Consider the following 20,985-nt stretch of genomic DNA (forward strand, 5'->3'; position numbering starts at 1 on the left):
GAACCACACTCGTCCCACATCGCGGATACCTCCGGGCGGCCCGCCCCGGGTGGCCAGCGTGGTCAGCACGGTGCGCCGGCGCCGGGACGGCGTCGTCGGGCCACCAGCCCGACCGGCACCGTCCCGGCGCCGCCGCCGACGGTCAGACGGCCCGCCGGCCCTCGAACGCGCGGCCCAGGGTGATCTCGTCGGCGTACTCGAGGTCGCCGCCGACCGGCAGGCCGCTGGCCAGCCGGGTCACCGCGATCCCCATCGGCTTGACCATCAACGCCAGGTACGTCGCGGTCGCCTCGCCCTCGGTGTTCGGGTCGGTGGCCAGGATCAGCTCCCGCACCGAGCCGGCGCCGAGCCGGGTCATCAGCTCCCGGATCCGCAGGTTGTCCGGGCCGATCCCCTCCAGCGGATTGATCGCCCCGCCGAGCACGTGGTAGCGGCCGCGGAACTCGCCGGTCCGCTCGATCGCCACCACGTCCTTCGGCTCCTCGACCACGCAGAGCACCTCATCGGTACGGCGCGGGTCGCGGCAGATCCGGCACTGCTCCGACTCGGCCACGTTGTAGCAGGTGGTGCAGAACCGCACCAGCTCCTTGACCTTGCGCAGCGCACCGGCCAGCCGGTTCACGTCCGCCGGATCCGCCGACAGCACGTGGAAGGCGATCCGCTGGGCGCTCTTCGGGCCGACGCCCGGCAGCCGACCCAGCTCGTCGATCAGGTCCTGGATGGCACCCTCGTACATCTGCCGCTCAGAACCCGGGCAGGCCGAGGCCGCCCATCCCGCCGGTGACCGGGCCCATCTTCTGCTCGGTCAGCTCCCGGGCCGCCTCGGCGGCGTTGTGCAGGGCCGCGACGACCAGGTCCTCCAGGGTCTCCACGTCCTCCGGGTCGACCGCCTTCGGGTCGATCTTGATGCTCTTGATCTCACCGCTCCCGGACACGGTCGCGGTGACCAGCCCGCCGCCGGCGGTGCCGGTCAGCTCCGCCTCGGCCAGCTCGGCCTGGGCCTTGGTGATCTGCTGCTGCATCTTCTGCGCCTGCTTCAGCATCTGCTGCATGTTCGGCTGTCCACCTGGGCGCACGGATGGCTCCTTCTCACAGTCGTCTGGTCGGCCGCGCCCAGCCTAGTCGGGCGGCGGCACAGCTCCTCGGCGGTCGACGCGCGCTCAGCGCGCGTCCACCTCATCGATCTTCTCGGCGCCGAACACCTCGCGGAGCAGCTGGACCGCCTGCTCCTCGCTGGACTGCCGGGCGGTCCGCTCGTCGACCACGTCGTCCAGCGGCTCGTCGCCCGGGTCGAACCCCTCGTAGGCCGGGGCGGCCGGCATCGCCGGGCGGGCGCCCGGCCGGATCGGTCCGTCGAAGTCCGGGTCGTAGGGCGGCTCGCCGGCCCAGTCCGTGTCCGCGGTCGGGCGGGTCGGCTGGGCGACCCGCGCGCCCCGGCCCGGGCCGCCCCCCGCCGCGGCCGCCCGGGCCGCCGCGATCGCGCTGCTCTTCGGGGTGGTCGCCGTGGGCTGCGGCCGCGCGGCCGGCGTCCGGGCCGGTTTCGGTACGCCGGGAGCGGCCACCGCCGGGCCGCCGAGCCCGACCGGCGCGTTCCCGCTCAACGCGGCACCGCTGGCCGGCGTGGTGCCCCCGACCGAGCTGGCGCCCCCGACCGGCGTGGTGCTCCCGGCCGACGTGGTGCCCCCGACCGGCGTGGTGCTCCCGGCCGAGTTGGTGCTCCCGGCCGACGCGTTGCTCCCGGCGGACGCGGCGCTCCCGGTCAGCGCGTTGCTTCCGGTCGGAGGGACGCCCCCGGTCGGAGGGACGCCCCCGGTCGGCGCGGTGCCACCGGTGGACCCGGCAGAGCCGGTCGGTGCGGTGGTCGGCTCGGCGGTTGCCGCCCCGCCGGGACGGGCCGCCTCCGGCCAGTCGTCGTCGGCCGCCACCGGACCGGCAGCCGGTTGTCCGGCGCCGCCGGGTCGCGCCGGCTCCGGCCAGTCCTCCTCGTCGCCGGCCGGGTCGCCCCCGGCCGCCGGCGAGCCGTTGGCCGCCGGGCCGTCCGGTCGTCGGGCCGGGCCGGCGGGCCGGGCCGCTCCACCGGCATTACCGCGGGTCTCCGCCCCGGACGGAGCGGGCGGGGTGTCCGGGCCGGCCGCCGGGCGGCCCCCGGACGGGCGGGCCGGGCCGCCGATCGAGGCGGCGCCCCGCTCACCGGCCACCTCGCACCGGATCTGCCAGCGGCCGCCCAACTCCTCGTAGAGCGCTTCGAGCAGCAGGTCCGGCTCGTTGGAGAGCGCCTGCGCGTGGAACGGATAGCGGAAGGTGAGGACCATCGACTGGCCGTCCACCTCGCGGACGGTGGCCTCCCTGGCCCAGGCGGCCACCTTCTTGCTCTTCCGGCCCACCTTGCCGACGATCTCGGGCCAGACCCGGCGGGCTGCCACGGCGTCCACCGCACCCGGCGCGGCCGAGCCCGGGCGCGGCGGCTCGGGTGTGGCGGGATCGGGCAGCACCGCCGACGGCGGCACCGGACGGCGGGTGGAGCCCTCCGGCTGGGCGTCGGCCGCCATCGGGCCAGCACCGGACCGGTCGGCGGCGGCGGGAGGCTGCTCCGGCGAGGAGGCGGCCGGACGGGTCGAGGACGGCCGGGCACCCGCCGCCGCGGCGGCGGCCCTAGCGGCGGCCGCCCCGGCGGGGGCACCGGCAGCCGCCGGCAGGCCGGCGGTCCCCGGCTGAGACGCGGCGGCAGCCGCGGTCGGGGCGGGCGGCGCCGGGCGTACCTCCGGGGCGGGCACGACCGGCGCGGGGCCGGCGGCGGCCGGCGGCGGCTCGGCGGCGCCGAGGGTGAGCCGGCGTTCCATCCGCTCCAGGCGCTGGAGCAGGCCGCCGGTGGAGTCGTCCACGCCGGGCAGCAGCATCCGGGCGCAGACCAGCTCCAGCAGCAGCCGGGGCGCGGTGGTGCCGCGCATCTCGACCAGCCCGTTGTGCACGATGTCGGCGCACCGGGACAGGGTGGCCGGGCCGAGCCGCTGGGCCTGGGCGGCCATCCGCTCGATCTGGTCGGCCGGGCCGTCGATCAGGCCCTTGGCGGCGGCGTCCGGCACCTGTTGCAGGACGATCAGGTCACGCAGCCGCTCCAGCAGGTCGGAGGCGAACCGGCGGGAGTCGTGCCCGGCCTCGGCCACCCGGTCGATGGTCGCGTACGCGGCCGCGCCGTCCCCGGCGGCGAGCGCGTCACACATCTCGTCGATCAGCGCGGCGTCGGTGACCCCGAGCAGTGCGGCGGCCCGGGCGTAGCTGACCCCCTCCGGGCCGGCGCCCGCGATGAGCTGGTCGAGCACGGAGAGGCTGTCCCGCATGCTGCCCCCACCGGCGCGCACCACCAGGGGGAAGACCGCCGGCTCGACGGTCACCCCCTCCGCCTCGCAGAGCTGCTGCAGATAGGGGCGGACCACCTTCGGCGGGAACAGCCGGAACGGGTAGTGGTGGGTCCGCGACTTGATCGTGCCGAGGACCTTCTCCGGCTCGGTGGTGGCGAAGATGAACTTGACGTACTCCGGGGGCTCCTCGACCAGCTTGAGCAGGGCGTTGAAGCCGGCCGACGAGACCATGTGCGCCTCGTCGATGATATAGATCTTGAAGCGGCTGCGGGCCGGCGCGAAGAACGCCTTCTCGCGCAGCTCCCGGGCGTCGTCGACGCCACCGTGGCTGGCCGCGTCGATCTCGATGACGTCGATCGACCCGCCGCCGTCGGGGGCCAGCCCGCGGCAGGACTCGCACTGGCCGCACGGCTCCGGGGTGGGGCCCTGCTCGCAGTTGAGCGAGCGGGCCAGGATGCGGGCGCTGGAGGTCTTGCCGCAGCCACGCGGGCCGGAGAAGAGGTAGGCGTGGTTGAGCCGGCCGCTGCGCAGCGCCTGCGACAGCGGCTCGGTGACCTGCTCCTGGCCGATCATCTCGGCGAAGGTACGGGGCCGGTACTTGCGGTAAAGGGCCAGTGCCACCCGTACCGCCTCCTCTCGACCGAGCCATTCTGCGCCGGTCAGGCGCGGGTGACCACCCACCACCCCGTGACCTGACCCGCAGGAACGTTACCGGCACCCGGAGACAGAAAGGCCTCCCGTGCACCCGGCAGAGCTCGCTTATCCTTGCTGCCTTCCGGCCCTGGGGAGGTTCACGAGATACCGCCGCACGGGAGGTGCCGCCAAGCCTACCCGACCCGGCGTGGATCTTCAGGGGGTGGTGGGGTGGTCGGGCCGCCGGGGACCTGTATCCTGGCTCGCGGAGGATTCGCCTAGAGGCCTAGGGCGCACGCTTGGAAAGCGTGTTGGGTTAACACCCTCACGAGTTCGAATCTCGTATCCTCCGCCATCGACGAAGGGCCGACCCGGTCAGGGACCGGCCCTTCGTCGTCGCCACGGTCGCTCCCGGCTCAGTTGTCGTCGCACTCACCCGGTTCCGGCCCATCTGTCGGCCCCCGCGTCGGACTCCCCCGGCCGGCGCGGCAGGTCGCCCCGGCGCAGCCGGTGCAGGGCGTCGTGCGCAGCCGGTGCCGGGCGTCGTACGGCCGGCCCTGGCGGGCGATTGTCTGCCGGACAAGGCCGTGCTTGGCTTATCACATGACGAAGCGCGGGGTGCTGTCTGCTGTCGGCGGGGTGCTTGCCGCCGCCGGAGCGGCGGCAGGTGTCGCGGCAGTCCAGGCCAGCGCGGGTGGCGTTTACCTCCTCGGCTTCGTGGTCATGATGGCCGGTGGCCTCATGGTCGCGAAGGCGAGAAGGCTCGGTCTCCCGGCGCGGCGTACGTGATCGGTGGACGGTCAACGGCTGTCCACGCGGCCGGTGGACACTCTCGTAGGGGTCCTGAGCAGTCCACCCGACAGCCTGCGGCGAGGTGAGCTGATCAGCCAGGACGTGTCGACCGGCCGCCCCGGACCGAGGTCCGACTGGTTGATCTTCGGTGCTGGCAGCGTGGCTAGGGTGACGCCATGATCGACTTTGCGAACGGCTTCGTGTTCAAACTGCATCCGTGCAATCCAGCCGACATCGCCCCCGCGGTCGCGCCACTGCTGATTCCTGGCGAGCAGATGGTCTCGTGCTTCAAGGCTGTTCGGGACTTCGTTGTGTTCACGGACAAGCGCCTGATCGCGGTCAACGTTCAAGGAATCACGGGCAAGAAGCGAGACTTCACGTCCCTCCCCTACAACAAGATCCAGGCGTTCTCGATCGAGACCGCCGGCACCTTTGACCTCGACGCCGAACTCGACCTGTGGTTCAGCGGACTCGGCAAGGTTCGGCTGGAGTTCAAGGGCAACTCGGCCATCCGGCAACTCGGTCAGATGGTTGCCTCCTACGTGCTCTGAGCAGGGCCTGGACCTGGTTCGGCGGCGCCCTGGCCGCCCCCACCCCTCGCGGGTTCGAATCTCGTCTCCTCCACCGTCGACCAGGGCCGGCTCCCGCGGGGAAGCCGGCCCTTCGCCTATCTACCGCCCGGTCCGATGGGTCAGCCCAGGACGGAGACCGACGAGCGGGCACCGACGGTGCCGGTGATCAGGCGCACGAACGGGGTCTGCCGGTCCGGCCCGGTGACCAGCCGGACCGAGAGGTAGTCGACGCCGCTGGCCAGGTAGAGCGCGGTCCGCATGCCGGCACCGCTCACGATCCACTTTCCGCCACCGCCGGCCCGCTGGAAGGCACCACCCTCGATGTTCGCCACCGACGCGGCGACATAGAAGCCGGCCGAGTCCCCGTCGCTGCTACCGAACCCGGTCGAGTCGGCGGTGCAGCCGGAGATCGTGCAGTTGGCGGCGCGGATCTCGAACCCGTTGCCGGCGGTGTCCTGCGCCTCGCACCCCACCACAGTGGCACGGGCGGACTCGATCTTGAAGCCGGGAGCGACCGCCGTGGAGGTGCCGGTGCCGTACACCTTGCTGCCCCAGATCTTGATGTTGCCGCCGCTGATCAGGTAGCCGCCGGCGTCGCCGCCCTGGGCCGAACACCCGCTGACGAAGCCGTCGGAGGACTGGAGGTTGTAGGCCCAGCCGCCCGCGTTCTCGACCCGGCAGTCGGTCACCTTGAACTCGCGCTGCCCGCCGACGTACGTGCCGCCGAGGTAGATGCCGTCGCCGGTGGTCCGGGTGACGAAGACCCGGGTCAGCCACGGCGCCGGGTCCGGCCCGTACGTGGTGGGGGTCGCGTTCATCTGGAAGTTGACCCCGTTGGCCACCAGGTTGGCCCCGTCCAGCCCGATGTCGCTGACGCACTGCCGGGAGGCGCCGACCGCGCCCAGCGCCGCAGTCCAGGGGTTGATCACCAGGGCCGACCCGCTGAAGCCGGTGTCCGCGCGCAGCATGGTGACCAGGGGGCCGGCCCCGATCAGCGCCTGCTTGTCGCCGAGCACCACCGGGGACTTGAGCTTGTACTGGCCGGGCGCCACGAAGACGGCCTTCATCGAGGCGCTGCCCAGCGCGGCGTTGATGGCGGCCTGGGCGCCGACGGTGGTGTTCACCTCGTAGGTGGCGCCGGAGCCGGCGGGGCCGACCCACGGGATGGCGCCGGTGGAGGCCAGCGCGGCGGCCTGCGCGGGGGTGATGCCACCGAGCGCCGGTGCGGCGACGGCGGCGGCGCCGGCACTGACCGCGGCGGCCCGCAGCAGAGAACGCCGGTCGGAACGCTTGTCCTGCATGTTTCCTCCTGGGGGTTGTCTCGCCCGGGTGGACGAGGTGCGGCGGCGGCGCCACCGGCCCCGGAGGATGCGAACGGTCGGCGCGCGGCCCGGCGGGTGCCGGGCTGCGCGCGGTGCTATTCGTCTGTGGTGGATCCCCCGTGGCAGCGGCGTTACCGGCGCTGCATCGCGGGTCATCATTCCAGCCGCCCGTCGATCCGTCTGCCCGGCGAAACGGACGTTCCGCCGACCGTCGGGAGAGCGGGCCCCCGGCCAGCGGGAGCGGGCCGGCCGGCCAGCGTGAGCCCGCCGTCGCGGCCCGACCGCACACCCCGGGGCGCGACCCACACGCCCCCGGTACGGTGCGGTGGGTGCGACGCTGACGGCCTTCGCGCCGACGATCCCCCGCCACACACCGAGGCCGCACCGTCGTACACATGTTCCATCCACAGCCTGTGGACGCCCGGGAGATCGGATGAGTTACCAGCTCAGCGCGGTGGTCGCCGACGTCGAGCTGCTGCGCGAGCAGACCGCCGACCTGGACCACGCGGTGCTCGCCGCGCTCCGGCAGGACTTCGCGCTGCTGCCGATCACCCCGCAACTGGTTGAGGAGTTGACCGGCCACCTGCCCGACTTCACCACTGGCGAGGTCTCCCCGGAGCAGCCGTTCCGGCTCGTCCTCGCACCGGACCGGGCCGGTGACGGGGTCCGCGAACGGCGCGACGGGCAACCGGCCGCCAGCCGCCCCGCAACGGCGCCCGGCGAGAGCGCGGCCGACCCGCCACCGCCGGCCGGGCCGGACCTGGCGGAGCTGCTGGCCCGGTGGTCCCGGCGAGGGCCGGTGGCGTACCTGGAGGCGGAGTTCGCCGGCGGGCTGGGCCACCAGGCGGCGGCCGTGTGGCTGGGCGGCGGGCTGAGCTGGGGGCCGTGCGTCGACCGGGCCCTGGACCGGCCGCGCGCCGAGTGGCCGATCAACGCGGCGCTGGCCCGGCTCGGCGCCGAGCCGGGGCCGTGGATCGACTACTTCGCCGAGCTGGGCCTGCACCTGGAGCGGGACACCGCCGGCTGGCTCGCGCACGGCCGCCGCGGGCTCTCCGCCGACTACTGGGACGAGCTCGCCGAGGAATGGGAACTCCGGCAATCCGCCCCGCACCAGCAACCTCCTTCCCCCGGTCCCGTTGTGGACTGGGGGAATGCATGAAACTACGGCAATTCGGCTTCATCGCCGCGCTCATGGCGGCCGCTTCGATCGCCGGCAGCGGCGTCCGTCCACAAGGGCCGGAGGTGCCGGCCCGCCCGGTCGGCGCCGCGGAGGTGGTCGGCCTCGGCGGGCTGCGCAACGTCGAGTTCGGCGACACCGAGCAGGAGCTGACCCGGCGCGGGGTGCTGCGGACGGACGAGGACGCGTGCGGACCGACGCTGGCCGGGCACGAGGCGGTCAGCCCGATCTTCGCCGGCGACCGCCTGGTCCTGCTCTGGCTCGGCGATCCGCTGAGCACGCCCGAGGGGATCAGCGTCGGTACCCCGGTGACCGAGGTGCGCGACACCTTCCCGGCGGCGGTCGAGCTGGCCGCCCCGCAGAACTCGTACCGGTTCGACGGGCTGCTCGCCCGCGACGGCGACCGCGCGTACCTCTTCCTGCACGACGGCATGACGGTCCGGAAAATCATCGCCGGGTACGCGGACTGGGCGCGCCGCCTCTTCGACGAGGGCTACGGCCCCTGTTGACCGGGCCTACCATGACGCAGTGCTGCTCGCTGACTGGTTGTCCGATGCCTGGGCACGGACCCAGACGGTGCGGGTCCTGCAAGGTGGTGCGAACGGCGGCCCCTTGGCCCATCGTCAGGTGCTGGTTGAACTGGTCGGCCGGGCTCGAATCACCAGGGCGCGGGACCTCACTACGAACGGGCGGTTCACCGGCGGCATCTGCCGATGCCTGGGAAGTGTGACGCTTGCCCTGTACGACAGCGACGACACGGTCATCGGAAGCGCCACCATCCACGGGCACGGCAGCGTCGCGTGGGAGCGATCCAGGTTCGCCAACGACGTGGACGTTGCTGAGCCCACCGCCCTGACCCTGTTCCTGTCCGAGTGCGGCGTCACCGGGATCCTCGTGACCCTGTTCACCGGCCTCGCCATGACCCTCGGGTACTACGAGCAGCCCAAGGAACCCCAGTTCCGTCCCGCCGGCCGCCCGGCGTTGCTGGCAACCCGGCAAGTGCCTGAGGTGCTCCGCGGCGAACTGGTCGGCATCGCCGGCAACACCGCCGCGGAGCTTCCCGAGGAGCGGGTAGCTGAGCTTGCGCGGCGACTTGCCCACGTCGAGCCAGATCCAGGCGCTCGGGCTGACTCGCTGCTGAACTGGCTGGGGCGACTGTCGTATCCCACGGAAGCGCTCTGGGGGGAAGGCGTCCTCGTGCGTCGGCTGCTGGCCACGCTCCCTGAGCCGACCATCACGGCTGCCGCGGCGGCAGGCGAGCCGATGGTGACCCTGGGTGCGCTCAACTGGGCAGCTCACCAGCCAGACGACCGCACGATCGCCGCCGCGATCGCGCCCGCCCTGCGCCGCTTGCTGCCCTGAGGGCAGTACCGCCTCCGCTTACCTGGACGAGGTGTAGGGCAACTCGGCCAGGCGTGCAGGGCGCAGCCCACAACGGAGACGGCACGGAGACCACAAGCGGAACGCCCGGTACGATCCTCGCGGATCGACCGGGCGTTCTCGCTGTTCACGAGCGGTGGCGGCGGGATTTGAACCCGCGGAGGGCGTAAACCCTCACACGCTTTCGAGGCGTGCTCCTTAGGCCACTCGGACACGCCACCGCCGAGTAGGGTACAGGACCCCGGGTCTGGACGCCGAACCGGTATCCCCGGGCCCGGCCTGGCAGGATCGTTGCCATGAGTACGCACATCGGCGCTGAGCCGGGAGAGATCGCCGAGCGGGTCCTGATGCCGGGTGACCCGCTGCGGGCCAAGTGGATCGCGGAGACCTACCTCGAGGACGCCCGCTGCTACACGACGGTTCGCGGCATGCTGGGCTTCACCGGCCGGTGGAACGGCGTCGAGGTCTCCGTCCAGGGCTCCGGCATGGGCATGCCCTCCGCCTCGATCTACGCCCACGAGCTGGTCACCGAGTACGGCGTGAAGACGCTGATCCGGGTCGGTTCCTGCGGCGCCCTCGCCGAGGACCTCCAGCTGCGGGACGTGGTGGCGGCGATCGGCTCGTCCACCGACTCGAACATGAACCGGATGCGCTTCGACGGGCTGATCGACTACGCCCCGGTGGCCGACTTCGGGCTGCTGCGCACATCGGTCGAGGTGGCCGAGCGGCGCGGCATCAGCATGCGGGTCGGCCCGATCCTGGCGGCGGACGCCTTCTACACCGACCGGCCCGACCTCTACGACCGGCTGGCCGACTACGGGGTGCTCGCGGTGGAGATGGAGTCGGCGGCGCTCTACACGATCGCGGCCCGGTTCAAGGCTCGGGCGCTGACCATCCTGACGGTCAGCGACCACATCAAGACCGGCGAGAAGACCACCTCGGCGGAGCGCGAGCAGACCTTCAGCCAGATGGTCGAGATCGCCCTGGACACCGCCATCGCCTGACCCGTCCCGGTTCTTTCCGTCCGCCCCGCCACCATCCCGGTGGCGGGGCGGACGCGTTCCACGTCACATAAATTAATACGACCGGTCGGTCTTATTTTGGTTTACGCTGCCCGCATGACCCTCGACGGCCGCGTCGCCCGCGGCGACCGCACCCGCCGCGCCGTGCTGGACACCGCGGTGGCGCTGGCCACCGAGGTCGGCCTCGACGGCCTCTCCCTCGGCCAGCTCGCCGACCGGCTGGAGGTGAGCAAGTCGGGCCTCTTCGCGCACTGGCGCTCGAAGGAGGCGCTCCAGCTCGCCACCGTCGACCGGGCCGTGGCCCAGTGGCAGGAGCGGATCATCGAGCCGGCCCTGCGCGCCCCCCGGGGCGTACGCCGGCTGCGGGCCCTGCACGAGGCACGGATCGACTTCTACGCCGCCCGGGTGCTCCCCGGCGGCTGCTTCTTCGCCAACACCGAGTTCGAGTACAACGTGCGTCCCGGCCCGATCCGGGACCGGCTCGCCGAGGCGTTCCACCGCTGGACCGCCTTCCTCGAACGGCTCGTCCAGGAGGCCGTCGACCTCGGCGAGCTCCCCGCCGACCTGGACGTCGCGCAGCTCGCCTACGAGATCGACGCGTTCGGTATCAGCGCCGTGATGCGCTCCCGGCTGCTCGACCCGGACGCCACCTACCGGCACGCCCGCCTGGGCCTGCTGAACCGGCTGTGCGCGCTCAGCCCCGACCCGACCCTGCTAACGGAAGGCCCGTCATGAGCCACCAGTTCGGTCACGTCGAGCACGTCACCGTGCACTTCGACGACCTCGACGCCATGGGCATCCTGCACAACGCCCGGTACGCGGTGCTGCTGGAGCGCGCGCTCACGCCGTACTGGACCGAGCGGGGCATCGCCTTCTCGGCCGGGCGGCACAGCGCCCCCGACGTGTTCCACGCCGTACGCGAGTTCGCCATCACCTACCACGCCCCGGTCACCGGGGTCGGCGCGCTGGCGGTGCACTTCTGGCTGGAGCACTTCGGCACCAGCAGCGCCCGGTACGCCTTCGAATTCCGCTCACCGGACGGCGGCACGCGGTACGCCGACGGCACCCGCTCGATCGTCCGGCTGGACCCGGCCACGCTGCGCCCGACCGCCTGGACCGAGGCCGCCCGGGCGGTCGCCACGACCCTGCTGCGCCCCGCCGCCCTGCCCGCCTGACCGACCCACCCGACGCTGCCGAGCCGCGGCCCGGGCCCACCGGAATCAGCGGAGCCCGGGCCCGCCGGAATGAGCGGAGCCCGGGCCGACCGGAATCAGCGGAGCCCGGGCCCGCCGGAATGAGCGGAGCCCGGGCCGACCGGAATCAGCGGAGCCCGGGACTACCGGAAGAAGGCGCGGAGCAAGGCGGCGCTCTCGGACTCGAGCACGCCGCCGTAGACCTCGGGGCGGTGGGGCAGGCGGCGGTCGCGCAGCACGTCCCAGAGCGAGCCGACCGCGCCGGTCTTCGGCTCCCAGGCGCCGAAGACCACCGTCGAGATCCGGGCCAGCGCGATCGCGCCGGCGCACATCGTGCACGGCTCCAGGCTCACCACCAGCGTGCAGCCCTCCAGCCGCCAGTGCCCCAGCCGCTCGGCGCCCCGCCGCAGCGCCAGCACCTCGGCGTGCGCGGTCGGGTCCCCGGTCAGCTCCCGCTCGTTGCGCCCGATGGCCAGCTCGGCGCCGTCCGGGCCGTAGAGCACCGCGCCGACCGGGACGTCCTCCACCGCGTCGGCACCGTCGTCCGGGCCGGTCACCGCGACCTCCAGGGCCCGGCGCATCCACAGCTCGTGCCGCTGCCGGCGGCCCACGCCACCGGGGTCGGCCAGCCCTTCCTGCGCGCCCGGACCGACCCGGCCCGGGCGGCCCGGAGTGGGCTGCCCCGGGCGTACGGTCTCCAGCGCCGGGTCGGTGGCGTCGGCCGGCTCGCCGCCACCGGTCCAGAACGGGCCGGACGGCTCAGATCTCACGCAGCTCCTCGACCTCGTCCGCGCAGCCGAGGACCTGGCAGATCTCGGCGGTGACGTCGGCCGGCATCATGCCGTCGTGGCCGCAGAGGGCGAGCAGCTTGGGCGCGGGGATCCCCAGGTCGGCGAGGAGGTCGGCGTCGCCCACCGGGTCGGCCTCCGGGTCCACCGCCGGCTGCTCGGACTCGTCCCCGCCGGCCGCCGCCCGGGGCTCCTCGGCCTCCTCCAGCCCGGTGACCGACGTCTTCAGGTCCCCGACCAGCAGGACGCCGAGCCGCGACTCCTCGGCGTACGCCGAGTCGGAGCCGAAGATCCGCAGGTCCTCCCCCTCGTCCAGGCGCAGGATCACCAGGTACGTGTCGTCGGCCTCGACGAAGAGCAGCGACAGGTCGGCGTCCGGCTCGGCGTCGCGGAGCCGGTCGGCGACCTCCTCGATGTCGGTGACGCCCCGCAGGCTCACCTCTTCGGCGGACCAGCCGCCCTCGACGCGCGCCACGGCAGCAGCGAAGTACGACACGATCCCCCCAATTTGGCCTCGGCAGCATGCCGACTCGTCACGCGATGCACGTTAACCGGTCGGGTCGGCAGGCGACCGGTCAACGCCCCGAAGGGCCGGCCGATCCCGGAGAAAGTCGGTCAGCCGGCGATCCGCCGGCGGGTGGCGATGAGCTGGCGCAGATGCTCGGTGCGTACCCGCTGCGGCCGCTCGCGCTGACGTACCGTGCGGGCGCCGGCCAACTCGGCGAGGAGTTGCAGGCGGCGGCGGCTCCGCTCGGGATCGAGCCGCGGCGGGGTGGTCCAGGCCATACCGCGAGGGTGGACCGTCACCGCGGGTACGTCAAGGGGCGTTCGCTACGCAGCGGAGGCGTCACCCGAGGTCACCAGAGTGGCCAGTTTCCGCTCTGCGCCCAGCGCACCGCGACGACCGCCGCGGCGATGCTCCAGCCGCCGGCGGTGACGATCGCGACGCCGGTCGCCACCCCCCGGTCGCCGTACCGGACCAGGGCGGCGGCGGCCAGCCAGGCCAGCGTGCCGCCGATCAGCGTCCACCAGGCATAGCCCGGCACATCCCGCCCGAGCAGGCCGAACAGCAGCAGCCAGGCGAAGGCCGTCACCGCGCCGGAGGCCACCCCGGCGCCGGTGACCGGGTGCGGCTCCCGCCAGACGGGCCGCATCGGCGCGCCGGCCGGGAAGAGCCCCGACGGGGCCCGTGGCACCGGCCGGGCCGGGCCGGGGCCGGTCTCGCCGGGTCCCGCGTGCCACCCGCTCATCGCCCCTGCTCCCTTCACGGACCGTGCACCCCCCGAGGTCACGCTGAGCGACCGTCTCGGGGCCGGCTCCGGCGTTCGTCCCCACCGTACTTCTCTGCCAGGATGACCGGATGCGCTCGCGATCGACCGGCCGCCGTCCGCGCCCCGCGTTACCGGTCCTGCTGCTGCTCGTCCCGGTCCTGGCCGCCGGCTGCGCCCCCGACGCCGGCGGCCCGGCCGGCCCGGGGAGTTCCTGGCAGGGTCCGAGCGGGCCGGTCACCGCCGAGCAGCCCGCCGCGTCGCCGTCGGCGGCGCCCGGCACCGCGTCGCCCACCCCGTCGGCCAGCCGTACGCCGCCGCGGCACGTGTTCCCGGTCCGGGCGGGCAACGTGGCCTTCCACCCGACCCACTCCGCCTACCCGGGGACGGACATCTTCGCCGACTGCGGCGAGCCGGTGGTGGCAGTCACCGACGGCCGGATCCTCGAGGTGAGCCGGGTGGACCGGTTCCGCCGGAGCGGCCCGCTCGGCCCGTACAACGGAGGGCTGTCGGTCTCGCTGCTCGGCGACGACGGGGTCCGCTACTACGGCTCGCACCTGAGCGCGATCGCCGCCGGCATCGACGCCGGGGTCCGGGTCCGGGCCGGCCAGCAACTCGGCAAGGTAGGCCACACCGGCAACGCCAACAACGTCTGCCACCTGCATTTCGGCCTCTCCCCGAAGTGCACCGGGCAGAACGACTGGTGGATCCGGCGGGGCGTGGTCTGGCCGGCGCCGTACCTGACCTCGTGGCGGGGAAAGGGCAACCGGGGGCCGGCCGCCGAGGTGGCGGCCTGGCAGCGGAAGCACGGCTGCCCGAAGGCGCCGGGGACGGGCGCCGGCGGCGGCTGACCGGTCCACTCCCGACACCCGGGGCGGGACGCCCCGCGGCCGGCGGTGTGGACGCGTAGGTTGCAGGTCATGACTGCCCGGGATCCCATCGCCGACCTGCGCCGGATCGCGTTCCTGCTGGAGCGGGCCAACGAGGCCACCTACCGGGTCCGGGCGTTCCGGTCGGCCGCCAAGACGCTCGGCGCGCTGCCGGCGGCGGAGGTGGCCGAGCGGGCCCGGACCGGGAAGCTCACCGAGCTGTCCGGCGTCGGCGACGTCACCGCCCGCTGTGTGGCCGAGTCGCTGGCCGGCGAGGAGCCGGTCTACCTGCGCCGGCTGGTCGCCACCGAGGGCACCGACCTGGACGCGGCGGCGCAGCAGCTGCGGGACGCGCTGCGCGGCGACTGCCACACCCACTCCGACTGGTCCGACGGCGGCTCCCCGATCGAGGAGATGGCGCTGGCCGCGGTCGAGCTGGGCCACGAGTACGTGGTGCTCACCGACCACTCGCCCCGGTTGACGGTGGCCCGGGGCCTGACCGCGGCCCGGCTGCGCCAGCAGCTCGACCACGTGGCGGCGGTCAACGAGGCGCTGCCGAAGGGGTTCCGCATCCTCACCGGCATCGAGGTGGACATCCTCGCCGACGGGTCGCTGGACCAGGACGAGGAGCTGCTCGCCCGCCTCGACGTGGTGGTCGGCTCGGTGCACAGCGGCCTGAGCGACGACCGGGCGAAGATGACCCGGCGGATGCTGGCCGCGGTGGCCAACCCGCACCTGGACATCCTGGGCCACTGCACCGGGCGGATGGTGTCGTCCCGGCCGGCCGGGGTGACCGGCCCGGGCGACCGGGGGCACCGGGCGCGTACCCGCAAGGAGAGCGACTTCGACGCGGACGCGGTCTTCGCGGCCTGCGCGGAGCACGGCGTCGCCGTCGAGATCAACTCCCGGCCGGAGCGGCAGGACCCGCCGAAGCGGCTGATCCGCCGGGCGCTGGAGGCCGGCTGCCGGTTCGCCATCAACACCGACGCGCACGCCCCGGGGCAGCTCGACTGGCAGCGGTTCGGCTGCGAGCGGGCGGCGCTCTGCGGCGTACCGGCGAACCGGGTGGTCAACACCTGGACGGCCGACCGCCTGGTGAAGTGGACGTCCGGCCGCCGCTGACCGGTGGCCGGGCCACCACGGTGGCGGCGGCCCGGCGTGCGGTCAGCGGCCGGCGGGCACCGGCGCCGGGCTGACGGCGTCGACGGCCGGGGCCGGGCGACGCCGGCCCAGCATGCCCTGGGCCACCGCCACGCCGAGCAGCACCACCAGCGCGCCGACCGGCTGGTGCCAGTTCATCCGCTCGCCCAGCACGACCGCCCCGACCAGCACCGCGAACACCGGGATCAGGTAGGTGACGGTGGAGGCGGTGCTCGCCCCGGCGAGCCGGATGTTGCGCAGGTTGATCACGAAGGCCAGGCCGGTGCCGAGCATGCCGAGCGCCAGCACGCTGCCCAGCACCCGGCCGGAGAGCCCGGCCGGCGCCGGCGGGGCGCCGGCCACCAGCGGCGCGACCACCGCGAGCTGCGCCGTCGCGACCAGCAGCTGGGCCGCCGAGAGCGACAGCCCGGAGTACGCGGTGTCGGCGATGAACTTCTTCTGGTACGGGATGGCCACGCCGTAGCAGGCCGCCGCCCCCAGGCACATCAGCTGGCCGAGGAAGTGCGAGCCGCCGACGCCCTCCCAGACGCCGAGCACCACCAGCACCCCGGCGAAGCCCAGCCCCAGGCCGACGGCCCGGCGCACGGTCAACCGCTCGGTGCGGAACACCAGGACGGCCAGCGGCAGCACGATCAGCGGGGTGGTCGCGTTCCAGATCCCGGCGAGCATCGACTCGACCCGCTGCTCGCCGAAGCCGAACAGGGTGAACGGCAGGGCCACGCCGAACGCGGCGACCACCACCAGGTGCGCCCACACGCGGGGTTCCCGGGGCAGCCGGTCGCGCAGCACGGCCAGCACCACGAGCAGGGTCACCGCGCCGGTGGCGACCCGGTAGAGGGTGAGGTGCAGGGGGTGCAGCTCGGTCACCCCGACCTTGATGAACAGGAAGCTCGAACCCCAGATCACACCGAGGGCGAGGAAGCCGGGCAGCCAGCTTCGCAGCGGGGCTCGGTCAGGAGTGAAGTCGCCGGTCACTCATGACACTCTGCCGCAGGGGTACGACGAAGTCGCGCGAAAATCGGACCACGTGTCGGCCGCCACAGCGACTCCGGTGCCCCGCCCGTCGTACCCACCGGCGGGCCCACCCCGAACGCGACAAAGAGGCTCGACAACGGGGCGGTACGGTCACGTAGGGTCGCAGGGTGGGACGAATCGATGACCTCGCCAACCGCTACGTGGCCGACTGGGCCCCGCTGAGCCCGACCGGCGCCACCTACGTCGGCATCGCCGGCTACGACGACCAGCTCGACGACCTGACCCCGGAGGGATACGCCGCCCGCGCCGACCTGACCCGGCGCGCCCTGGCCGACCTCGACGTGACCGAGCCGGACACCGAGGCCGAGCGGACCGCCAAGGAGGCGATGCAGGAGCGCCTCGGTCTGGAGCTCGCCCGGCACGAGGCCGGCGAGACCACCAGCGAGGTCAACGTGATCGCCAGCGGGCTGCACGACCTCCGGATGGTCTTCGACCTGATGCCGACCGAGGGCGAGGACGCCCGCGCCAACATCGCGGCCCGGCTCAACCGCTTCCCGGCCGCCCTGGAGGGCTACAAGCGGACGCTGCGCGAGGCCGCCCAGGCCGGGCAGGTCAGCTCCCGGGCGCAGCTGACCGAGGTCGCCAAGCAGTGCGACATCTGGACCGACCCGGACGGCGACAACTTCTTCCACGGGCTGGTCGAGCGGCTCGGCGCGGCCGGGGCGCTCGACGCCGACCTGCGCAAGGGCGCCGCCGCGGCGACCGCCGCCACCGCCGAGTTCGGGCAGTTCCTCCGCTCCGAACTGGCCCCGCGGGGCCGGGAGAAGCAGGCCGCCGGCCGGGAGCGGTACGAGCTGGCCTCGCAGTACTTCCTCGGCGCCCGGGTCGACCTCGACGAGACGTACGCCTGGGGCTTCGCGGAGCTGGCCCGGCTGGAGGGTGAGATGCGGGCGGTGGCCGCCCGGATCGTCGGGCCCGGCGCCACCATCGACGAGGCCGTCGCGGCGCTCGACGCCGACCCGGCGCGCACCATCCAGGGCAAGGAGGCGTTCCGGGACTGGATGCAGGCGCTGGCCGACAAGGCGATCAGCGAGCTGCACGGCACCCACTTCGACATCCCGGAGCAGGTCCGCCGGATCGAGTGCTGCCTGGCCCCGACCAGTGACGGCGCGATCTACTACACCGGCCCGAGCGAGGACTTCTCCCGGCCCGGCCGGATGTGGTGGGCGGTGCCGCAGGGCGTCACCGACTTCTCCACCTGGCGCGAGGTGACCACCGTCTACCACGAGGGTGTGCCCGGCCACCACCTCCAGGTCGCCCAGACGGCGGTCCGCGCCGAACTGCTCAACCGCTGGCAGCGGCTGCTCTGCTGGGTCTCCGGGCACGGTGAGGGCTGGGCGCTCTACTCGGAGCGGCTGATGGACGAGCTGGGCTACCTGGAGGACCCGGGTGACAAGCTCGGCATGCTCGACGGCCAGGCGTTCCGGGCGGCCCGGGTGATCGTCGACATCGGCATGCACCTGGAGCTGGAGATTCCCCGGGACAACCCGTTCGGCTTCCACCCGGGCGAGCGGTGGACGCCGGAGCTGGGCTGGGAGTTCATGCGGGCGCACTGCCGGGTGCCGGACGAGAACCTGCGCTTCGAGCTGAACCGCTACCTGGGCTGGCCCGGGCAGGCGCCCTCGTACAAGGTGGGGGAGCGGATCTGGCTGCAGGCCCGGGAGGAGGCGAAGGCCCGCAAGGGCGCCGACTTCGACCTGAAGGAGTTCCACCGGCAGGCGCTGGATCTCGGCTCGCTGGGGCTCGACCCGCTGCGCCAGGCGCTGGCCCGGCTGTAGCCGCCGCCTCCGGGTCCCCGGCCGGGGACCCGGACACCGGCCCGGTACGACGAACGGCCGGGAGTCGGAGGATCACCTCCGGCTCCCGGCCGCGGTCGTTCGGGATCAGGCCAGGTCGAGGTGGAGCCGCGGCTTGGCGGTCAGCCGGTTGCAGTCGACGAAGGCCAGGTCGATCGTCGGGTCGGTGAAGGTGATCGGGATCGGCGAGGTGATCGGGATGCCGTCCGGGAACGGCAGGTCCGGGGTCAGCGTGATCTTGATGCCGAGCAGGTAACCGACGAAGCGGGTGGCGTAGAAGGCCACGTCGCCCTGGACGGTGAGCCGGTCGGTGACGTACCGCTGGCGCTTGCCGGCGGGGCCGTCGGCCAGCAGGACGAAGTCGTCGGTCACCGCCTTCTCCATGCTGAACTTCAGCACCTTGAGCGTGCCGTCCCCGGTCGGCAGGTCGACGACCCCGTCGAAGTGCAACCCGGTCATGGTCACCTTCGAGCCGGTCAGCTTCGAGGGCTGACCGGCCACCCGGGGCTGGTTCGCCTCGGCGGCGATCTTCGGCAGCGGCTCGCCCGCCTCGACCGGCTTCGGCTTGGCCGGGGTCGGCCGGTCGCAGATGCTGGGCTTGGCCGGCCTGGTCGGCTTGGCCGGGGAGGTGACCTTCGGCGTCGGCGCGGCGCTGGTCGGGCCGCCGGTCGGGGCGGCGCCGGTGGCCGTCGGCTCGGGCGTGGGCGCCGGGCTGCTCGCCGCCGCCTCCGGCTCGTCGCCGCCGGTGAACAGGCCGGTGATGCCGTCGATGATGTTGGTCAGCAGGTTGCCGGAACTCTTCTCCTCGGCCGGCTCGGCGCTGGCCTTGGCACTGGCCGCCGGGGACGCGGAGACGGTCCGCTCCGGCCTCGCCGGGGCGCTGCTGGTGGTGGGGCAGGCGGCCGGGGCGGCGATCGCCGGTTCCTGATCGCGCAGCCCGAGCAGGCCCACGGTCGACACGCTGGCGAGCACCAGCAGGATCGCGTACAGCTTGGGGTCGCGGCGGCCGTCGCCCTCGCGGGCGTCGGGTCCGACGGCCGGCAGCACCTCGGTGCTGTCGGCCGACCCGCGGGGCTCGCCCGGGGCCGGCTCCCGCAGCGGGTTGCGCGGCTCGGGCAGCGTGTCGGTGAGCACCCCGGTCGTCTCGTCCTCGCGCTGCCGGGGCAGCAACTCGTCGACCAGGGCGGGCTCGTCACCGTCGGTCTCCTCGGCCGGCTCCGCCTCGGCGGGGGCCGCGGCCTCCTCGGCGGGGGCGGCCGGCCGCTTCCGCGGCACCCAGGCGAAGCCGAGCGCGCTACCGATCATGCCGAGCAGCAGGCCGATGAAGAAGCCGCCGAGGTTGACTCCGATCAGCGAGTAGAGCGCGGTGATCGCCGCCACGATCGCGTAGAACATGCGCTGGGCGGGGCTGAACCAGAGCAACATCCCGCAGGCGATCAGGATGACCGGGATCAGCCAGGACAGGAAACCGGTCGGCCCCATCTGGAAGGTGAGGCCGCCGAGGCTCATCTGCGTGGTGCCGAAGATCTCCAGGCCGGCCAGCGCCGTGAAGAGGCCACCCCAGAAGGGCCGTTCCCGCCGCCACCGGCGGAACCCACCCCACGCCTGCCCGAGCCGGCTGGGCCGCGCATGCTGCGTCTCGGTGGTTGTCACGTGTTCCTCCTGGCGGTGCTGGCGGTGCTGTCAGGGCGGTGGAACAGAGTCGAGGCCCGCGGAGGGCGCCCTCCGCGGGCCTCGACATCAGATCAGAAGCATTCCTTGGCGGCCGCGCCCACGTTCACCTTGAGCTTGAGGCCGTTCAGGGTGAAGACGCCGGCGCTGGTGGAGCGGGCCACCTGCTGCAGGTCGTTGATGACGACCTTGTCGGCGCTCTGGCCGAAGGACTTCGGCGTGGCGGACGCGTTCAGGTCGGTCGCGTCGCGGCCGATCTTGATGTTGGTGAACTCCGCGTCGCCCTCGAGGGAGTCCATGTCGATCAGCAGCCCGCTGGCGGTCGCCGGGTTGCCGCCACCACCGGCGTTGATGGTCAGCACGACCGGCAGGTCCGGCACCTTGACCGACTGGCAGAGGTCGTACAGCTTGGCGTTGGAGATCTCGGAGACGGCCACCGGGTGCACGGTGCCGTCCTTCTCCTTGGCGAAGCCGCCGTACTGCTTGAAGCCGTCGCCCTCCAGCTTCGAGGCGCCGACCTTGAAGGTCTGGCCCGAGACGGCGAACGAGGCGGCGATCGCGCCGTTCGCCATGCCCAGCACGATGCCGCCGGCCACGACGGTCGCCGGCACCATCATCGCGGCAAAGCGACGCCAGCGGGTGCCGCCACTCACCTGACGGTTCTCCGATTCACTCACAAGGTCCTCCTCGACGGGGGTTCGTCGCCGGGTGCGGGTCGCGCCTCGGGACGGGAAAGCTGCGGGGCGGCGCGGAGACCGTTGTGCCGAACGGACCGCGCAGTACGCGGATTGGATGCTCTCGCGAAGCGACACACCTCACAAGTCCCTTGCTACTGACCAGTAACACAACGGTGGTATCAAGATCGCCCAGTGTTACCGACGGTTAACATCGAGGTACCGCGAACGCCCGGGCAAACCACCCGGATTACGACACTGAGGCCGGCAGGT

General features: G+C 73.4%; 21 protein-coding genes, 2 tRNA genes, 1 other RNA gene and 1 pseudogene. 12 read left to right on the forward strand and 13 right to left on the reverse strand.

Annotated elements, in window-relative coordinates; all coding sequences use genetic code 11:
- Positions 1–142 precede the first annotated feature (142 nt).
- The 4 genes from recR to ffs form a co-directional block, all read right to left on the reverse strand.
- Entirely contained in the window at positions 143–736 is a 594-nt protein-coding gene (gene recR, locus AB0I11_RS11160) for a recombination mediator RecR (RefSeq protein ID WP_357317075.1), read from the reverse strand.
- A gap of 7 nt (positions 737–743) precedes the next feature.
- Positions 744–1,052 carry a YbaB/EbfC family nucleoid-associated protein gene (locus AB0I11_RS11165; RefSeq protein WP_357317151.1) on the reverse strand — a complete coding sequence of 103 codons (309 nt, stop codon included), beginning with the start codon at positions 1,050–1,052 and terminating at the stop codon, positions 744–746.
- A 108-nt stretch (positions 1,053–1,160) separates the two neighbouring features.
- A complete protein-coding gene (locus AB0I11_RS11170) occupies positions 1,161–3,980 on the reverse strand; it encodes a DNA polymerase III subunit gamma and tau (RefSeq protein ID WP_357317078.1) in 2,820 nt (939 codons plus the stop codon).
- 107 nt (positions 3,981–4,087) lie between these two features.
- Positions 4,088–4,177, reverse strand: an RNA gene (gene ffs, locus AB0I11_RS11175) — signal recognition particle sRNA small type.
- Positions 4,178–4,259: 82 nt separating this feature from the next.
- Here ffs and AB0I11_RS11180 point away from each other — a divergent pair.
- The 3 genes from AB0I11_RS11180 (at position 4,260) to AB0I11_RS11190 (ending at position 5,335) form a co-directional block, all read left to right on the forward strand.
- Positions 4,260–4,347, forward strand: a tRNA-Ser gene (locus AB0I11_RS11180).
- A gap of 248 nt (positions 4,348–4,595) precedes the next feature.
- Positions 4,596–4,781 carry a hypothetical protein gene (locus AB0I11_RS11185; protein ID WP_357317082.1) on the forward strand — a complete coding sequence of 62 codons (186 nt, stop codon included), beginning with the start codon at positions 4,596–4,598 and terminating at the stop codon, positions 4,779–4,781.
- Between the two features lie 179 nt (positions 4,782–4,960).
- Positions 4,961–5,335, forward strand: a complete 375-nt coding sequence (locus tag AB0I11_RS11190; RefSeq protein ID WP_357317086.1) for a PH domain-containing protein — start codon at positions 4,961–4,963, stop codon at positions 5,333–5,335.
- A 140-nt stretch (positions 5,336–5,475) separates the two neighbouring features.
- Here the strand turns inward: AB0I11_RS11190 and AB0I11_RS11195 are convergent, their stop codons facing one another.
- Positions 5,476–6,657, reverse strand: coding sequence for a right-handed parallel beta-helix repeat-containing protein (locus tag AB0I11_RS11195; RefSeq protein ID WP_357317089.1), 1,182 nt, complete (start codon positions 6,655–6,657; stop codon positions 5,476–5,478).
- Positions 6,658–7,111: 454 nt separating this feature from the next.
- On the opposite strand from AB0I11_RS11195, the gene AB0I11_RS11200 reads away from it, so the two are divergent.
- The 3 genes from AB0I11_RS11200 to AB0I11_RS11210 are packed head-to-tail and all read left to right on the forward strand — an operon-like array spanning position 7,112 to position 9,217.
- Positions 7,112–7,837: a hypothetical protein gene (locus tag AB0I11_RS11200; RefSeq protein WP_357317092.1), complete on the forward strand. Its 726-nt coding sequence runs from the start codon at positions 7,112–7,114 to the stop codon at positions 7,835–7,837.
- Positions 7,834–8,364, forward strand: a complete 531-nt coding sequence (locus AB0I11_RS11205; RefSeq protein WP_357317095.1) for a hypothetical protein — start codon at positions 7,834–7,836, stop codon at positions 8,362–8,364. Before AB0I11_RS11200 ends, AB0I11_RS11205 begins: the two co-directional genes overlap by 4 nt.
- A 19-nt stretch (positions 8,365–8,383) precedes the next feature.
- Positions 8,384–9,217: a hypothetical protein gene (locus AB0I11_RS11210; protein WP_357317097.1), complete on the forward strand. Its 834-nt coding sequence runs from the start codon at positions 8,384–8,386 to the stop codon at positions 9,215–9,217.
- A 152-nt stretch (positions 9,218–9,369) separates the two neighbouring features.
- On the opposite strand, the gene AB0I11_RS11215 is transcribed toward AB0I11_RS11210, so the two are convergent.
- Positions 9,370–9,456: transfer RNA gene (locus tag AB0I11_RS11215), tRNA-Ser, on the reverse strand.
- A 75-nt stretch (positions 9,457–9,531) separates the two neighbouring features.
- On the opposite strand from AB0I11_RS11215, the gene deoD reads away from it, so the two are divergent.
- From deoD to AB0I11_RS11230, 3 genes are all read left to right on the forward strand, one after another.
- Positions 9,532–10,239: a purine-nucleoside phosphorylase gene (deoD, locus tag AB0I11_RS11220; protein WP_357317099.1), complete on the forward strand. Its 708-nt coding sequence runs from the start codon at positions 9,532–9,534 to the stop codon at positions 10,237–10,239.
- Between the two features lie 114 nt (positions 10,240–10,353).
- Positions 10,354–10,992, forward strand: coding sequence for a TetR/AcrR family transcriptional regulator (locus AB0I11_RS11225; RefSeq protein WP_357317103.1), 639 nt, complete (start codon positions 10,354–10,356; stop codon positions 10,990–10,992).
- Positions 10,989–11,432 (forward strand): thioesterase family protein, encoded by a 444-nt coding sequence (locus AB0I11_RS11230; RefSeq protein ID WP_357317106.1) that lies wholly within the window; start codon positions 10,989–10,991, stop codon positions 11,430–11,432. The genes AB0I11_RS11225 and AB0I11_RS11230 overlap by 4 nt, the downstream gene beginning before the upstream one ends.
- A 161-nt stretch (positions 11,433–11,593) precedes the next feature.
- Here the strand turns inward: AB0I11_RS11230 and AB0I11_RS11235 are convergent, their stop codons facing one another.
- The 4 genes from AB0I11_RS11235 to AB0I11_RS11250 form a co-directional block, all read right to left on the reverse strand.
- A complete protein-coding gene (locus tag AB0I11_RS11235) occupies positions 11,594–12,079 on the reverse strand; it encodes a nucleoside deaminase (protein WP_357317155.1) in 486 nt (161 codons plus the stop codon).
- A 130-nt stretch (positions 12,080–12,209) separates the two neighbouring features.
- The gene (locus AB0I11_RS11240) at positions 12,210–12,734 is read right to left on the reverse strand and encodes a tRNA adenosine deaminase-associated protein (protein ID WP_357317109.1); all 525 of its coding nucleotides are present in this window, start codon (positions 12,732–12,734) and stop codon (positions 12,210–12,212) included.
- Between the two features lie 119 nt (positions 12,735–12,853).
- Positions 12,854–13,024, reverse strand: coding sequence for a hypothetical protein (locus AB0I11_RS11245; protein ID WP_357317111.1), 171 nt, complete (start codon positions 13,022–13,024; stop codon positions 12,854–12,856).
- A gap of 71 nt (positions 13,025–13,095) precedes the next feature.
- The gene (locus tag AB0I11_RS11250) at positions 13,096–13,392 is read right to left on the reverse strand and encodes a hypothetical protein (protein ID WP_357317158.1); all 297 of its coding nucleotides are present in this window, start codon (positions 13,390–13,392) and stop codon (positions 13,096–13,098) included.
- Positions 13,393–13,598: 206 nt separating this feature from the next.
- Here AB0I11_RS11250 and AB0I11_RS11255 point away from each other — a divergent pair, with 206 nt between their 5' ends.
- Together AB0I11_RS11255 and AB0I11_RS11260 are read left to right on the forward strand one after the other, a co-directional pair.
- The gene (locus AB0I11_RS11255) at positions 13,599–14,357 is read left to right on the forward strand and encodes a M23 family metallopeptidase (RefSeq protein WP_357317114.1); all 759 of its coding nucleotides are present in this window, start codon (positions 13,599–13,601) and stop codon (positions 14,355–14,357) included.
- 69 nt (positions 14,358–14,426) lie between these two features.
- Positions 14,427–15,497: a PHP domain-containing protein gene (locus tag AB0I11_RS11260; RefSeq protein WP_357317117.1), complete on the forward strand. Its 1,071-nt coding sequence runs from the start codon at positions 14,427–14,429 to the stop codon at positions 15,495–15,497.
- Here AB0I11_RS11260 and AB0I11_RS11265 read toward each other — a convergent pair.
- A pseudogene (locus AB0I11_RS11265) lies at positions 15,380–16,511 on the reverse strand (DMT family transporter); the annotation flags it as partial. The gene AB0I11_RS11260 and the pseudogene AB0I11_RS11265 sit on opposite strands and share 118 nt — an antisense overlap.
- A gap of 167 nt (positions 16,512–16,678) precedes the next feature.
- On the opposite strand from AB0I11_RS11265, the gene AB0I11_RS11270 reads away from it, so the two are divergent.
- Positions 16,679–18,349 carry a DUF885 domain-containing protein gene (locus AB0I11_RS11270; RefSeq protein ID WP_357317120.1) on the forward strand — a complete coding sequence of 557 codons (1,671 nt, stop codon included), beginning with the start codon at positions 16,679–16,681 and terminating at the stop codon, positions 18,347–18,349.
- A 105-nt stretch (positions 18,350–18,454) separates the two neighbouring features.
- On the opposite strand, the gene AB0I11_RS11275 is transcribed toward AB0I11_RS11270, so the two are convergent.
- Entirely contained in the window at positions 18,455–20,020 is a 1,566-nt protein-coding gene (locus tag AB0I11_RS11275; RefSeq protein ID WP_357317123.1) for a DUF6114 domain-containing protein, read from the reverse strand.
- 92 nt (positions 20,021–20,112) lie between these two features.
- Entirely contained in the window at positions 20,113–20,655 is a 543-nt protein-coding gene (locus tag AB0I11_RS11280; protein WP_357317160.1) for a DUF6230 family protein, read from the reverse strand.
- Positions 20,656–20,985 lie beyond the last annotated feature (330 nt).

This window comes from Micromonospora sp. NPDC050495 (genome assembly GCF_040655175.1).
Classification (GTDB): domain Bacteria; phylum Actinomycetota; class Actinomycetes; order Mycobacteriales; family Micromonosporaceae; genus Micromonospora.